This window comes from Capsulimonas corticalis (assembly GCF_003574315.2).
Lineage (GTDB): Bacteria > Armatimonadota > Armatimonadia > Armatimonadales > Capsulimonadaceae > Capsulimonas > Capsulimonas corticalis.
Map to the genome: position 1 here is coordinate 15460 of NZ_AP025739.1, position 15324 is coordinate 30783.

Sequence of the window (15324 nt, forward strand, 5' to 3'; positions counted from 1 at the left end):
ATGAATCCTACAAATAAAAGGAAATTTTTACCAATAAAAATGTCACTTTCACTATTGACAAGAAATGTATGCAGTGATATGATTACGGGGATAACTAACTGCAAACGTTTTCAGAAAACCTTTGCAGTGGCGTTTTAAAAGCTAGTTTCGCAATACAGAAACATAGGAGTGTGTTTTCGTGCCTGCAAAACCCCCACTGTCATGTTCCTCGCCAATCAAATTGGCGCTTGCCGCTGGATCTGCTGCGGCAATACTCATCTTTGGCTCCATGCAGCCGGCGCACGCCGGCCACTGGGTCTATAACTTGCAAGGGACTGGAGCCTACTCACATGTAATCGGTCTAAATTGTAGTTATCCCCCAACACCTACTGGGCCTCCCTATGGCGTCACAGTATCGAACGGCGGGAGTTCAGCGAATGTCAGTTGGAATAACATCATCCACGGCGCGGATACCTACACGCTCACGGCGACCGCAACATTGACATGGACAAAGGATAACGCCAATGACATCTCGCAGCCGCCCCAGCAGGTAGTCGTCCTGGAAACAGCCACAGCCTCTGCCGGAATTGTTCCAGTAGAACCCCCAGGGGCAATCTCCGCTTCAGATGGCTTGGCCGACCCTTCTACTGGAGGCACACAAAGCCAAACGAGTTCCGGAAGCCATGTCTGGCAGCATGCCGTTCCGGCCGGGACCACGACGCTCACTATGCCGATGAGGACCTTAATCTCGTCAGAGCCGTATAATGCGGGAGAAGCCGGTGGAACGATTAGCTATACCGTGACGACGCTTGGCGCAAGTTTAAGCGGAAACAGCACGATCAATACATCCCCCTGGGATCTCAACTGGCCGCGTTTCTTTAGCGGAACGAAATGTACGATCAACGGCAATGCGGTCGCCGCGTCGGGTTACGTCACGTCAGCCCAGCTCTCCATCGCAGGGACAACAGTCAATCAGTACACCGATACAGGGACGCACAAAACGTCGCTTTCGATCGCCGACACCTTCGATAGCACGCACTTCGCAAACAATGCCCTGGTGACATACAAGATGACCGTCCAGGACAGCGGCGGCAACTCTTATTATTTGACAGGACAAGGGCCGACGCTGAATAAGGGCTATGGAGTCGTCAATACGGATGGCGACTTCAATCCAGGCATCGCAGCCGCTGTTCTCGGAAACATGATCAACTATGCGCAGAGCCCAAGCGCAGGAGATTCCAAGGCCACGATCAATAGCAATTTACCAAACTACACCGCGTTTTACATCGCCACTCATGGGAATAGCACGGGATTTGGCGATGGCTCGATTGTAGGAGGTCAATCGCCCCTGCCGTACTACCAGCAGCATTTTATTGCCTACCAGGCGACCAGCCCCGATATCGGCGTGACAAACGATATCACCGTCAAGGCTGCGAATCCGAATTTGCCTCCCTATAACCTTGTCGATATCGACGCATGCAACAGTGCTGGAAATGGCGCCGCCGCTTCGACCGGAGCAACGTCGTTCGGTATCAACTCTTCGGACCGGGCGCTTCTTGGCTGGAATGCCGAAGAATACACGAGCAACTACGCCTGGGTCGCACGAGTCTGGAACAATTTGGCGCTGGGCATGACGTTGAAGGACGCCGTCAATGCAGCGACCAGTAAGGGACGCCCCTCGGGACCTGACGCCAATAACCACCCCGTGCCGATCAATGGAGTGATCCTGGGCGATAGCGCGACAAAACTCCATGGAGTGTATGGCGGCGCAGGGCTTGCCTGGCATCTGCCATAGGCGACCAAAAAGTGATATTTCAGGAGGTTCATAAACGATGAAAAACAGATACGTTTTTGCTTGTCTCGCCGGCCTCTCGTCCATGCCTCTGGCGGCGCAGGCGCAGTCACCGACTTTGACACAGGCTCAAGCAATTCAAATCGCGTCGACATTTTGCCAGGCGCTCGGCGCGCCGGTGACGCTGGCGAATGGAACGGCGACGTTTCCCGCCGCGCCGCAATGCCCCGGCCTCCAGGCAGACCACTGGCAGCCGCGCTGGAGCATTACATTTCCCGGCCAGGCGTCATTGGAAGTCGTGGATGCGACAAACCAGGTCAACCATTACGAAAATGTCCAGTACGAGAATCAGCTAAATAATGGCCTGGAGCCTTCCGGATCGCCGATCGCCTCCGGCGCCGCGCTGACGGATGCGCAGGCCGTTTTGACCGGCGCGGGCGGCGTCACCGATATCGCCTCTCCCTCCAGCACGCTGAATGCGTCGGGGACAACAAAGACGGACGCCGATACCTGGCTGGTCATCTGGAACAGGCAAGTCAACAGCATTCCGTATAAAGACCAGCAGGTCACCGTGACTCTGCAAGCGGAAACCGGAATTCCGATCCTGTTTGATCTGGAGTATCCGTCCGCGCCCCCGGCGTCAACCAGCGCCACGGTCACGCAATCCCAGGCGCTGACCACTGCGGGAAATCAATTGACGACAGCCGGAATTACGCAAACAACGCTGCAAAGCGCCACGCTCCAGGTCGTTCAGCCGAACACATACTGGCAAAACGGCGGCTCCTCGGTTCCCAGTGCGAATGCGATAGGCGTTGTGGTTTGGAATTGTCGCTATCTTGCGACCACCGGCAACACCTATGAAGTCTGGGTCGATGCATCAAGCGGCGCGGTGGATGGAGGCTTCCCCTACATCATCGCCGGATCGGCGAAGCATCCCATTAAGGCGGAATTGGTTCATGGAGCCAAGACCTCCCACAAGAAGAAAAAGGTCCATTAACGCGAGACAGTAGCGTCTTCACACGCAATGGCGCGCTGCTTGTAAATTGCAGCGCGCCATTGGGCATTTTTATCCCTCTCTCAAAAAAACGAGCTTTGCGCCTTCTTCTGTAAAGGTCGCAGTAATCACAGCATGTCCTTCGGCGTCCATACGCACGGCGACGCCGTCGTTGCTCCAGGAGCCGGGCGCGGCAATCGCGCGCGTAATATAGTGGTAGACGCCGGCGGTGGAGGCGAAGATGCTGACGACGCCTTGTCCGTTTGGCGCGATCTTTTCGTAGATCTCGGGGCTGCCGCCCGGCAATCCTGTGCGGATCAGCGGCGCGGCGGTGATATCGTCGCGGATCTGCTTGTAGACGGCGAGCGCTTCGCCAAAGCGCGCGACGCCGGCTTGCGAGATGCTCAGAAGATCTCCCCAGATCCCGTTGTGTCCGAGCACGAGCGAGGCCAAACTGATCCACTGATTCACATCGCTCGTCACGGTTTTCGAACCGCGCCAGCCGTACTTCTCGTAAATGTCGTCGGGCAGGTAGTGGGTCAGGAACAGAACGCTGGGAATCCACTTGTCGTAAGTGAGCGGCGTGCGGCAGATCCAGGCGCGGGCGGGGCCGGGATAGAAGAACAGATTGACGTTGCCGTCGGCGGGGACCGGCATGTCGTAGTTTGTGTTATAAGGACCGTTGTTGATCAGAAAATATTTCCCCGCCGCCAGAAAGCTCAGTCCGACCGAGCGGCCGCCTTCGGTGATATCAAAATCGACCACGGCTTCCGGGCACGCGGCGCAGAGCTTGTTCACCACGCGGGACATATAATCGACCTGCTGGAAGGCGTAGCTGTCCGCGCGCTCCTTCGGCGTATTGTCCGGGCCGCCATGGAAGTGACCAGGATCGTCGCAGCCATATTGCCCGATGGCGTCCCACTTGAAGTAGGTGACGCCGACCTCGCGATGGAGGCGAATCAACTCATCGGCAAACGCTTCCCAGTAGCGGCTGACCAGGCACAAGCCCTGGCTCTCCTCACTCTCCCACACCGGCTGCGGATCTTGCGGTTTGCCGCCGATAGTCATCAGGCAATCGTCATGGTCGCGCCGCATTTGCGATGAGACGGCGGCGACAGTCGGGTTGAACCACAATCCCAGCGTCATTCCATATTCGTCCAGCTTCTCTTTGACGGCGCGCAGACCATCGGGAAATCGACTCCGATTCACGCGCCAGTCCCCTGTCTTCTCATACCAGCCCGTATCGATGACGAAGACATCGACGCCCATGTTGTGCGCGACATCGATCTCCGCCAGCATCCGCTCCTGCGTGATCGAATCGAGATAAGCCTTGCCATACCACGCCTTGTTGCGCTCCTGGAAGTTCCAGGTGTTGTAGAAGATATCCGGCCGACGGCTCGCCGCGTTCACCGTCATATGATGCAGGATGAACTCTCGGTAGGCCGCCGCCATCGCGTCGGCGTCGCCATCAATCGCGGCGGCATGCAGCCAGGGCGTTCCGTGTGGCCGCGCGTCGTCCACGATCCGCCCCGCGCAGTAGCTGCCCTTGACCGCCCGCAGCGCCGCCGAGCGGTCGGGCGCAAGGTCGTAAGACAGAAACGCGTCCGGAACCTGCGAGCCGTGTTCATAAGCGATCAAAAGCGTGGACGTCTCATCCGAGCCGACCAGGATCGGTCCGATCAAACGCTGACCGTTCTCAAAGTCAGGCGGCAGGACTTCCCGCTCGCTCAAACAAAACGAGTGCGCCATCTCGTTGAACTCGGCCAAACGAACCTCGGTGATCTCATGCATCTGCCCAAATGACACCGCAAGATACGTCAGATTGTCGCGCCCCGTTTCTTTCGTCAGCCGCACGGGGGCGTCGGCGCGCAGTTCATAGCGGAATCGTACGACGGGGCTGCCTGGGGCGACACGAAATGTCGCGCGGAGCGTCAAGCCCAAATGTCCTTCGATGGGCGCGTCCCAGATGTACTCGGCGACTCCATTGGGCAAAACGACGGGCGCGCCGACGGAAGCCAACCTCCCCATCGCCGTCACCAAGCGGCCATCGACCTCAAAGACCGGCGGCGCGAACTCGAAGTCGCGTCCGCTGGCATGGACGGTAAGGCGCCACAGGCGGCCGGGTTGATTGGGAATGTCGATCGTAATCTGGTCATTGGTGATCATGGGTGATTCCGAAACGAGAAGATTTGCGCGAAATTGCAATAGTTGCAAAGAAAAGATCGGCGACGAAAGCGCGCCGCCTACTTTGCCGGAGCCGTCGATTCGCGGATCACAAGCTTCGTCGGAAGACGCAGCCGCTGCGGCGGCGTCGCGGGATCGTCGAGCTGGGTTTGCACGAGATCGATGGCGCAGCCGCCGATCGTTTCATACGGCTGAGCGATCGTCGTCAGCGATGGGTGCTGGCGCACGGCGCTGCTGTCGTCGTTGAAGCCGGTCACGGAGATGTCCTCCGGCACGCGCAGGCCGACACGGCTAAGGGCAGAAATCACGATCGCCGCGAGGCTGTCGTTGGTGCAGAGCAGCGCGGTCGGGCGCTGATCGATCGGAAGCATCATCAGCGCGGCCACGGCCCGCAGCACTGTGCTCGGGTCCCATGGGATAAGGTCGGAGATGAGAAAACGCGGATCGGCGGGTATTCCCTGCCGCGTCAGCGCTTCCTGATACCCCGCGATGCGCGGGCCGACATAGTAACCGATATTCGAGCTAAGAAGCGCCAGTCGCCGATGCCCGAGGCCGATCAGATACTCGGTCATGGCTCGCATGGACTCATGGTGCTCCACATCCACGCAGAACAGGCGCGGATCCTCGCGCCAGTCGCTTGTCAGGACAAACGGGACCGAGAGATTGAGCAGCTCGGTGAGGATATCATTTTCGGAGGGCTGGTAGAGGACGATCAGGCCGTCGCATCGGCCATCGCAGAGCTTGCCCAGGCGCTCCTGCGTGCTCGACGTTGGGTGAGCCGTGAAGACCATCGTGTCGCGCCCGCGCGTCGTCGCCGCCTGGAGGACTCCTTCGAGCACGGCGCTGAAGAATGGATCGCGCAGCGGCGCCTGGCTGGTCGGGGGCAAAACGACGCCGAGCGTGTCGGTCTGACGCCGCACCAGCGCACGGGCGACGGCGCTGGGCCGGTACCCCATTTCGAGGGCCACCTGGCGGACCCGTTCCTGCGTCTCCGGCTTGATCCGGGATTTCGAGTATCCGCTCAGGATGTTGGAAACCGCCGACACGGACACCCCCGCCCGGTCCGCAACATCCTTCAATCTCACCGCCATTGCAAGCAAACTCCCGCCGCGACGCCCGCTCAAACGTTACAGCAAAATTATATCACTCTTCATACGCGCTGTCAACTCGCCAAGCGGCAAGCCCCGACGCCTTCACCGGGAATGCGCCCGCCGCCGCGCCGTGGTTTGCAGGCGCCAGGTGGCTTCCTGATCGACCGATTGCCCCGGCCCAGGAGCGGACAGCGGACTGAGCGCCTCCAGCTCCAGATACGCGACAGCGGGATCGCCCCGATTGTATACTTCGATGCTGGATCCATGATCCGGGTAGGCGCCTTGCGTCCGGGAGCCGAACTGGATCGTAAAGACCGTGTCGCGGGACGGACTGCTTGGATAACGCGCCGAGAGCCGGTTCGCGGGGTTATCCACGCCCAGCTTATTGTCGACATGATTGACGTGATGGATCTGAAGCGTGCGCCCGGCCACGCGCCAATTCGGATCGCCGTGCGCGCCCGGCGTCAAAGCGATATATCCCTTGGGAAAGCGGCTATTTGGACTGAGAGGAATGGTCACGAAGGCGTCGGGGCGCGTCTGCGCGATGCTCCACACCCCGATGCGATATGTGTCCGCGGCGCCGGCGCTCTTAATGAAGCGCTGGGATAGGTGAACGCTCGCCCCGCGCGGGTCCATGGTGATGTCGCGCACGACGCGCAGGCCGTAGTTTTTCACCCAGGGCCCGGTAAGGCGGATCCCATTTGGGAGGCGGCTGACGCTGTAGGGGCCGCATTCGAACTGGCGGTCCGGGGGCCATTCCCCGCTTTGATGCTGATGTCCGGGCCAATCGCTCTGCGGCGAAGGCCAGATTTTTTCGCCGCCAAAGTTCGCCCAGTCGCCGGGCATGACCGCGGCGGATTGCCCGGCCAGGGCCGGGTTGATCCACAGTGGGTTCGTGGCCGGCTGCCCGGTGAGGCGATAGTCAAGAATACGGCCGATTCCCGGCGCCACGATCAGGTCGGCCGTCCCGTTCGTGATCCGATACACGTCGCTCCATCCTCGGAACGAGATCAATTCGACGCGGACCAAGGAGCGAGATGCGGCGGCCGCCGCGCCGCGATGGGCGGCGTTTGCAGGAGCGCACAGGACCGAAAACGTCGTCGCGATCGATGCGAGACGCAGCGCGGTGCGTCGGAGGGTCATCATCCGGTCTCCAGTCGTCCGTAGCGTTCCACGGATAAAGCGTTACAGCAGATTATATCCCTCGGAATAGCCCCTGTCAACACGCCGATGAGCCATCCGATCGTTTAAGATCGTATGGCTCATCGGCGCCGGCGATCAGTACGCGGTGAACGTCCATCGCTGAGCGTTGGTTCCGTTGTCGGTCCAGATCTGCACGTTCGTCCCCGCCGCGCTAGAGGCGTTGCTGACATCCAGACACGCACCCGGCGCGCATTTCGGGCTCAGCTTATAGGTTCCGCTGCCCGTATCCGTGACCAGCCATTCCTGCGCGCTCGTGCCGTTATCGGCGTAAAGCTGGACGTTGGTTCCGTCCGTCGTCCCCGAATTGCTGACATCCACGCAAAGACCAGTCGCCTGCTGACTGGTGATCTTATAGTAGCCATCGGAAAGACGCGTGAAGTACCAGCGCTGCGGGTTGAGGCCGTTGTTCGTCCAGATCTGCACGTTCGAGCCGTTCGTGGTTCCGCCGGCGGAATCGTCAAGACGACAGGCCGTGGCGCATGAGGGCGTCAGGGCGTAGATTCCATTGGCGATGTTCGCGCTCACGGCGGCGGCGCTCCATCCGGTGGCGTTCGAGATCCACTGGGTCAGACTGTCCGCCATTAACTTGTGCTGGATGGCCTTGGGATGGAATCCAAATCCCTGCTGGGTGAATGTGTGCACGAGCAGCTTGCCGTTAGTGCGAGCCGTCGCGAATTCGGAGTCGGTCTGTAAGTGGGTGAAGGGACCGTTGATCCCGTCCTGGCTCACGAAGAATGTCGGATCCGTCATCGTGGTGTTCATGCAGACGATTACGGCGTTCGGGTAAGCCGTCCGCAGGTTTCTCACCTGAGTCAGATAGTCGGCGACGAATTTGGTATACGCCACATCGTAGGATCCGCCCTGGCCGATGAAGGATTTGTCGTTCTGTCCAAGACCGACGACCACCACATCCGGCGTCCACTGTGTCAGATCGTATAGCGGCTCGGCGGTCGAGAAGGCCAGCCGGTTCCACACGGACAGCATCGGCGTTCCGGCGGCGCCGTAGGACACGCCAATGCCGCCCTTGCCGATGATCCGGTAGTCGGCGTTCAGATTGCGGCCCGTTTGTCCGGTGTAGGCGTTGTAGCTGCTGGCGGTCCAGAACTGATCGTCATTGGGGTCGTCGTTCGGTCCCGGGACGTTCGGACCGGAGAGCGGCGAGGCGAATGTCGTGGAATCGCCGTAAAACTCGATGCGTCGATTGGGCAGCGGATCGGCCTGGTCCAGCGCCGCGCCGTTGTCCAGAACGATCGATTCCAGCCAGCTTTGACTGGCGGTGTCGCCGTTGTCCCGGATCACCAGCGTATGCGTACCCGTTGAGAGTCCCGTGGCGACCGTTTGGGTATCGCCAAGCGTCAGGATACTGTCCTGGCGCAGGGAGCCGTTACTGTTGGTCAGCGGCGTTCCGTCGAGAATGTAGCAGAAGGGAACGGCGAAGCCGGGGACGAGCAGGTTGCCGCTCCCGTCCCGATCCTCCGAGACGCGCAGGTTCATTCGGAACGTCGTACTGCCGTGAAATTTGATATGGATCTCCGTCCCTTCCCAGTAGAACTTCACGGCCTTGCCGTCGGGACTGTACTGATCGTTGAAGGGAACCGTGCGCCCCTGGTAGACGACATGAGAATCCGCCCCGCTGAATGCGGCGCTTGCCTGCGCCGCGCCCATCGGTCCCAGGGCAAGCGCAGCCGCGCCCATCGCGATCCACGCCGATTTGTGTCTCCGGCTTTTCTGATCGGAGTTTTTGAGAGTTGTTGTCATCGCGTTTGTCCTTTGTATGTTTCGTTCAAAATCAATTCGCGGCGATCGTCCACCGCTGCGCGGAGCTGCCGTTGTCGGTCCAAATTTGCACATTGGCTCCCGGCGTGCTGGAGGCCGCGTTGACGTCCAGGCACATGCCGGGCGCGCATTTGGGCGTAAGCTTGTAGGTTCCGCTTCCGGTATCGGTCACCAGCCAGCGCTGCGCGTTGCCGCCATTGTCGGTATAGATCTGGACGTTGGTTCCGTTGGTCGTTCCCGATCCATTCACATCCAGACAAAGGCCGGAGCCCTGCTGGCAGGTGATTTTATAGTAGCCGTCGCTTTGACGCGCGAAGGACCAGCGCTGGGGATTGAGACCGTTGCTCGTCCAGATCTGGACGTTGGATCCGGCGGTCGTTCCGCCGCCCGAGTCGTCCAGGCGGCAGGCCGTGGCGCACTGGGGCGTCAGGGCGTAGACGCCGTTTGCGATGTTCGCGCTGACCGGGCCGGACTGGTAAAGCTCGATATCGTCCATGCGCACCCACTGACCGGCGCCCGCAATCTGGAAACCGATCTCGCACTCGCCGTCCGAGACGGGAATGCCGCTGATGCTGATCTGAACCCAGTCCCCGCTGCCCGAACCGGTAGCCGGGATCCCGGCGGTCAGAACCGCGCCGCCATTTGGATCGGCGTAGCGCCAGGCGTACATATTCGCGGTGCTCAGTCCGCCGCTGCTTTGCACCCAGGCCTTGAGCGTGTAGGTCCCGTTCGGCAAATTGGCGATCAACTGATAGGGCTGGATGGAGTAGGCGGAGCTGCGATAGCAGGCCATCTGATAGGAGCCGCGATGCGCCACGCCCAGGTTTTCGGTATAGCAGGCATTGTAATCGCCGGAGCCGTTGGGACTGTATTTGCTCCAATCGAGGGGCGCGGAGACGGCGGCGTGGTTGTATTCAAAGCTCGGGTTGATCGCATAGTTCAGCGGAAGCGTGGAGGCGCGCGGCGTTCCGCCGCCGCCGATGCTGGCTGCGGTGTTGTTGTCCACGACTTTGAGCGCGCCGTAGATCGCCCGCACGTCGGAGTACCACGCCGTCCCCGTCGCCGTCCCCGAGTCCAGCGCGTAGCCATATGCGCTCTGAAAATCGGTTTCGACTCCGTTCTCAAAGCAGATATTGAGCCGGTGACCGCCATTCGGCCGAAAATTATTAGCGGCGGAGGTGTCCACTACGTAGCCGCCGAAGTCCTGGAGCGCGTGAAACAGCTTCTTGCCCGGGACGGTTTGCAGCCCCAGAGTGCTCTCCGTGGCGCTGGAAGGAACGGCCAGCAGTGATCCCATGCGCAGGGCGGAGTTCCCGCCGAGGTAGCCCGCATACCCCGCGTCCGAGGTCGTCGCTGGCCAGCGGAACGTCTGATTTCGGTTCGTACTGTCGCTGGAATTTCGGTAGAGCTGATCCCAATCGAGCTCAATCTTAATGGCGTGCTTAATCGGGTTGCTCAGATTGTTGTCCGTGATCTCGCCCTTGCGAATATCGCCGCCCAGACAGGACAGGCCGCTGCCGGCGTGCTCGCCGCCATTGCCCGGTCCATAGAGACTGGTGGAAAGATATTCGGGACCGTCGTTTCCGTTGAAATAGAAACCCGTGAGGTCTCCCGTCGTGTAGCCGTTGCCGGCTCCGTCGTCGCGCCGGAGCGGGGTGAATTGGTATAGCGAGACGCCGTCCGGCTCCAAAAACGCCGCACAGTTATTTGGCGTATGGTAGGGCAAGTTGTACGGCTCAGGAAACCAGCCGTCGGCGACATGGATATTGAAATAAGCGTTGGCGTTGCCTGGCTGTGCGATCTTGCGCAGCGGATCGTTCGGGTTTTCCTGAATCAGATACTCCTGATCGTGGAGGAGATCCCCAAACTGCCCCAGAGTGATGGACGTATAGCTGGCGCCGGACCCAATCGGCGTATTCCAGATGCTGCTCGCCGCGAACGGCTGAAGCCACGGATCGCGCGACGACTGCGCATCCGCCGGCGCGAGGGCCGCCAACCCCGCGACCGCTCCCAGCCATGCCCAGACGCGCAATCTCCGCTGCGCCGAAGCGGCGTATCCCTGTCGATCCTGTTTCATCCTGACCTCCTTTGGTTTCGGCGTGATCGTAATGAATTGCGATCATAACAAAAAGATCTCACGTTTCAAATACCCGCATCCGACATAAGTCGGCCGATTCGATCGTTTCCGCTTCCCTCCTTGATAAGTTCTCCCAAAAATTAGAATTGCAAATATCTCAAAAGAAACGAACTGATAAACGGCCCAATCAAATGCTGTAACGTTGCATCACGATTATATCACTCGCTCGGACCCGTGTCAAGAACTAATTTCCGCCTTGCGGCCGCACACGTTTGAGAGCGGCGCATGCGATGCCGATGGATATTCAGATGGCGGATTAAAGTTTTTCTATTTGGTGGTATAAATAGACATGCAGTGGTCGGAAGGAATATGCAGCAAACCGCCAGTTGCACCACTCGCAGTCATCGGCGCACCTGCCACCGTTAAGCGCGGATCTTCACCTCATAGCGCTAAACGCTCACGCCCTTACCACTTTCATCGGCTTTCGAAAAACAATCCGGCAAAAGAGACATTCCGTCACGCTGACGGAGCGTTCGCCCACTGATCTTGCCAGTTGACGCGCCCCATTCTCTGTTACTTCACACTCACTTCTGATCCTCCAACCCGAAGTCGCATCGCCGGAAAACGATTCCGGCAGGCGATCCGATCGGCTTGCTCTCCGAGGAGGAGACCAAATGAAATATTCACGTCGAGCCGGTATCTCAACGCTGCTTCTCTCAGTCGCCAGCGCCCTTTTTGCCGCGAATCCTTCGCGCGCTCTTACATATAATGTCACCAGTCTCGCGGATGACGGCGGCGCGGGACAGTTGCGAACGGCGATTACCGCCGCGAACGCCAGCGCAGGCAGCACGATCACATTCCAAAAAGGCCTCTCGGGCAAGATCATTCTCAGCCCCACACTTCAGGCTCTTCCCACGATTACGGTGGGCGCAACGATTCAGGGGCCAGGCGCATCGCTGATCGCAGTGGATGGAAGCGGGACTTACCGGCCATTCCATATCAACTCCGCCAGCTCCACGGTGACTATCTCGGGCCTTACGATCCAGAACGGAATGGATTCGGGAGGAACGGGCGGCGCCGGTATCCTCGTGGAGTCAGGCTCCCTGGTTCTCCTCAACTCCACACTGGCGAACAACATTGCAACCGGCAACGGCGGCGCAATTTTGAATTACGGGACAGCCACCGTCCAAAACTGCACCCTGTCAAAAAACAGTGCTTACAACGGCGGCGGGATCTATAACTACACCTACTCCGGCGCCGGAGGGAACACAGCGCTCACGAAATGCGCCCTGACAGGAAATAGCGCCACTATCAACGGAGGCGGTATCTATGACTATACTTACTCCGGCACGGGCGGCAGAACCTGGCTGACGGGATGCACCCTATCGCGCAATGTGGCGGGCGGCAACGGCGGCGGCGTCTACAATTACACATATTCCGGCAGCGGCGGGCTCGCCGCCTTTAAGAACTGCGCACTGTCGAATAACAGCAGCGTCTACGGCGCGGGTATTTACAACTACGCCTATTCCGGCTCTGGCGGCGTTTCCACGCTCAACGACTGCTCATTGTCGGGCAACGCGGCGAGCGGCGCCGGCGGCGGCGTTTACAACTATACCTACGCTGGCAGCGGCGGACGCTCGACATTGACGGACTGCATCCTTTACGGCGATCCCGGCGGCGAAATATTCGGTTCGATCGCCGCGACATACTGCGACATTCAAGGCGGCCACGTGGGCGCCGGAAACATCAACGTCAATCCGCAGTTCATCAACCCAGGAAGCGGCAACCTGACTCTGAAGTACACCTCTCCGTGCATTGGCGCCGGGACGCCAGTACCGGGAATTACCAATGATCTTCCAGGCCAGGCGCGAAAGACGCCACCGGCCATCGGCGCATACGAAGGCGGCAGCGGAATGAGCGGACATAACGTTCTCGCCCTGCAAAACGCCTATACGCATTCAGTTGTGTTGTGGACCTTAAACGGCGCAAAATTTACTAATGGGGGGCTGGTGACGACGACACCTCAGGCCGGCTGGAACGTCGTGGGCGTCGCCGATTTCAACGGCGACGGAATGATCGACCTTCTGTTTCAGAATTCAGCGACTGGCTCATTAGTGGCCTGGTATTTGAATGACCTTGTGGTCACCGAAACGGTCGCGTTCCCAACTCCCGCAACCGGCTGGAAAGTCGTTGGAGTTGGCGACTTCAATGGCGACGGCAAACCTGACCTGGCTTTCCAAAATCAGACGACCAATGCGATCATGGTCCGGTTTATGGATGGAGCGCAAGACATTGGCGGCGGCCCGACGTCAAATCAGACGACCGCAGGATGGAAAGTGGTAGGGATCGGAGATTATAACGGCGACGGCGCCTCGGACATTCAATTCCAAAACGGCCCTGCTCTGGTTGTCTGGTACATGCACGGACTGGCTTTTGCCGGAGGAAGTCGCATGTCCGTCGATGCGCCGGCGAAATCGAATGTGGTCGCGGTGACAAGCCTGTACGGACAGGTGAACCCGGATCTTGTCTTTCAGCAATCCTGGGGCGGTCCCATTGAGATTTGGGAGATGAATAACATCAGCGTGATTAACAGCGCCAGCAACCCTTCCTTGAATCCAGGAGATGGCTGGATCGTCTCCGGCGCGAGGTAATACGCCACGCCGCAGGGGTTAGACACGGATCTCGATCGACTTGACGACAAAACGGGCCGGAGCATAATGCTCCGGCCCGTTTTGCTTCACTCTGGGGCGGCTAATGGGGCTCGAACCCACGACCTCCAGAACCACAATCTGGCGCTCTAACCGACTGAGCTACAACCGCCATGCGAGAGACCTTATTATACCTAGCGCATTCCGAACTGTCAATATTTTTTACGGATACGACAATAAAATCCTCGCGAACATCTGCAGAGTAGTATAATATCGAGAAGGAGCAGGCGTAATGAGCACGGTGCAAAAGCTGACGGAGCGGGGGCTGGTGAAGCCGCCGAAGTTTCTTCCGAACAATATTCAGTATGAGACGATCATGGGCAGCGTGGCCTATGGTGTGTCGAATGACCTCTCCAATCATTCAAATGTGTATATACGAAGCCAAGAAGAATTACTCTCACTCAGCCTCCCATGAAACCGCGTGAGAGGCTCCGAATTGCCATTTCCCGACAATGTCCCATCATTTTGCGCGGATCTCCTCAATAGCCTGCCTGCGCAATGATGGCTCGGATGCGCCGTAATGCATCGGCGGCGGCGTCCACATTCACCACGCAGTCGCTCAGGCTGCCGTAGTGATGCTCCAGGCAGTCCAGAAGAAGCTGCTTGATCTTCCCTTCGTCCGGCGCGGGAGGCAGCTTGCTGTTGGTGTACAGCGTCTCCAGATCCCGCTCCTTGCGTTCAAAGTGCGAAAGGACACCCGCCTGAGTCCACTCGCCTCGCCGGATCGATTTGAGCTGCTCGCGGTTGCGCTGCAAGTCGATGTCGCCTTCCATCAGAATCTGCTCCACCTCATCGAGCAGACGGACGACATGGTAGGCGTATTTGACATCGTACCCAAACTCCTCGACCAGCGCCTTCCGCTTGCCGACCGGCGCGTCCTTGCTGTTCATTTTATGGATCTGGCTGTAGGCGTATCCTTTGAACTTATGCCAGGCGCCTTTGTGCAGAAACAGCCGCCGATTCTCGCGCACCATGTTTCCGATCTGCGTACTGTGCAGCACACAGGTTCGGGGCGTGAAGAGCGAATCGATCATGTTCGGATTGTTTTCCATGCAGAGCTGGAAGTATTTGACGATGTTGTAAATCGTCAGGTCATATGTCCTCCCCTTGCCTGCCCCTGCGCTCTTGTCGAGCACATGATGAATCTGCCACTGCTCGAACCTCTCGATTTGCTGACCGAACCCGGGGATCTCTCCGCTCAGATGAGGAAAGAGAGTCTCCTTCTCGGGGATACAGAATCCATAAATGTCGGAATCGGACAAATCATTGGAAGTTCCGTAGGCCACGCTGCCCATAATCGTCTCATACTGAATATTGTGCGGAAGAAACTTCGGAGGCTTCACCAGCCCCCGCTCCGTCAGCTTTTGCACCGTGCTCATTCTAGAATCAGGTCCTCACTCGCATCACTCTGTACTTGGGCCTGGCCGGCGGATCAATCGCGGGCCAAGCCTGTTACACGAGATTCTACGCCCTGAGAACTTGCCTGTCAATGCCAGGAGCAAAGCTCGATCGGCCGCCAA

General features: G+C 58.9%; 10 protein-coding genes and 1 tRNA gene. 4 read left to right on the forward strand and 7 right to left on the reverse strand.

From position 1 onward, the window contains the following. The first annotated feature begins 706 nt into the window (after positions 1-706). Together D5261_RS00060 and D5261_RS00065 are read left to right on the forward strand one after the other, a co-directional pair. Complete coding sequence (locus D5261_RS00060) at positions 707-1774, forward strand: hypothetical protein (protein WP_125205814.1); 1068 nt, start codon at positions 707-709, stop codon at positions 1772-1774. Positions 1775-1811: 37 nt separating this feature from the next. Further along, positions 1812-2768, forward strand: coding sequence for a hypothetical protein (locus D5261_RS00065; protein ID WP_119319923.1), 957 nt, complete (start codon positions 1812-1814; stop codon positions 2766-2768). Positions 2769-2837: 69 nt separating this feature from the next. On the opposite strand, the gene D5261_RS00070 is transcribed toward D5261_RS00065, so the two are convergent. From D5261_RS00070 to D5261_RS00090, 5 genes are all read right to left on the reverse strand, one after another. Beyond that, entirely contained in the window at positions 2838-4931 is a 2094-nt protein-coding gene (locus tag D5261_RS00070) for an alpha-galactosidase (protein ID WP_119319924.1), read from the reverse strand. A 77-nt stretch (positions 4932-5008) separates the two neighbouring features. Then, complete coding sequence (locus D5261_RS00075; RefSeq protein WP_119319925.1) at positions 5009-6040, reverse strand: LacI family DNA-binding transcriptional regulator; 1032 nt, start codon at positions 6038-6040, stop codon at positions 5009-5011. Between the two features lie 102 nt (positions 6041-6142). Next, entirely contained in the window at positions 6143-7186 is a 1044-nt protein-coding gene (locus D5261_RS00080; protein ID WP_119319926.1) for a DUF4380 domain-containing protein, read from the reverse strand. A 132-nt stretch (positions 7187-7318) separates the two neighbouring features. Continuing rightward, complete coding sequence (locus D5261_RS00085; RefSeq protein WP_165863975.1) at positions 7319-9001, reverse strand: RICIN domain-containing protein; 1683 nt, start codon at positions 8999-9001, stop codon at positions 7319-7321. Positions 9002-9032: 31 nt separating this feature from the next. After that, positions 9033-11096, reverse strand: coding sequence for an RICIN domain-containing protein (locus tag D5261_RS00090; protein WP_119319928.1), 2064 nt, complete (start codon positions 11094-11096; stop codon positions 9033-9035). Between the two features lie 674 nt (positions 11097-11770). Between D5261_RS00090 and D5261_RS00095 the strand changes: the two genes are divergently transcribed. Further along, a complete protein-coding gene (locus tag D5261_RS00095) occupies positions 11771-13747 on the forward strand; it encodes an FG-GAP repeat domain-containing protein (RefSeq protein WP_119319929.1) in 1977 nt (658 codons plus the stop codon). A gap of 92 nt (positions 13748-13839) precedes the next feature. Here D5261_RS00095 and D5261_RS00100 read toward each other — a convergent pair. Continuing rightward, positions 13840-13916 (reverse strand) — tRNA-His (locus D5261_RS00100). A 120-nt stretch (positions 13917-14036) separates the two neighbouring features. On the opposite strand from D5261_RS00100, the gene D5261_RS00105 reads away from it, so the two are divergent. Beyond that, the gene (locus tag D5261_RS00105; RefSeq protein WP_119319930.1) at positions 14037-14219 is read left to right on the forward strand and encodes a hypothetical protein; all 183 of its coding nucleotides are present in this window, start codon (positions 14037-14039) and stop codon (positions 14217-14219) included. 64 nt (positions 14220-14283) lie between these two features. On the opposite strand, the gene D5261_RS00110 is transcribed toward D5261_RS00105, so the two are convergent. Beyond that, entirely contained in the window at positions 14284-15183 is a 900-nt protein-coding gene (locus tag D5261_RS00110) for a nucleotidyltransferase domain-containing protein (protein WP_119319931.1), read from the reverse strand. Positions 15184-15324: the final 141 nt, after the last annotated feature.

Coding starts and splice junctions, on each gene's coding strand:
- D5261_RS00095 (WP_119319929.1), top strand. CDS start 11,771: ATGAAATATTCACGTCGAGCCGGTATCTCAACGCTGCTTCTCTCAGTC.
- D5261_RS00080 (WP_119319926.1), bottom strand. CDS start 7,186: ATGATGACCCTCCGACGCACCGCGCTGCGTCTCGCATCGATCGCGACG.
- D5261_RS00090 (WP_119319928.1), bottom strand. CDS start 11,096: ATGAAACAGGATCGACAGGGATACGCCGCTTCGGCGCAGCGGAGATTG.
- D5261_RS00085 (WP_165863975.1), bottom strand. CDS start 9,001: ATGACAACAACTCTCAAAAACTCCGATCAGAAAAGCCGGAGACACAAA.
- D5261_RS00105 (WP_119319930.1), top strand. CDS start 14,037: ATGAGCACGGTGCAAAAGCTGACGGAGCGGGGGCTGGTGAAGCCGCCG.
- D5261_RS00070 (WP_119319924.1), bottom strand. CDS start 4,931: ATGATCACCAATGACCAGATTACGATCGACATTCCCAATCAACCCGGC.
- D5261_RS00110 (WP_119319931.1), bottom strand. CDS start 15,183: ATGAGCACGGTGCAAAAGCTGACGGAGCGGGGGCTGGTGAAGCCTCCG.
- D5261_RS00075 (WP_119319925.1), bottom strand. CDS start 6,040: ATGGCGGTGAGATTGAAGGATGTTGCGGACCGGGCGGGGGTGTCCGTG.
- D5261_RS00065 (WP_119319923.1), top strand. CDS start 1,812: ATGAAAAACAGATACGTTTTTGCTTGTCTCGCCGGCCTCTCGTCCATG.
- D5261_RS00060 (WP_125205814.1), top strand. CDS start 707: ATGCCGATGAGGACCTTAATCTCGTCAGAGCCGTATAATGCGGGAGAA.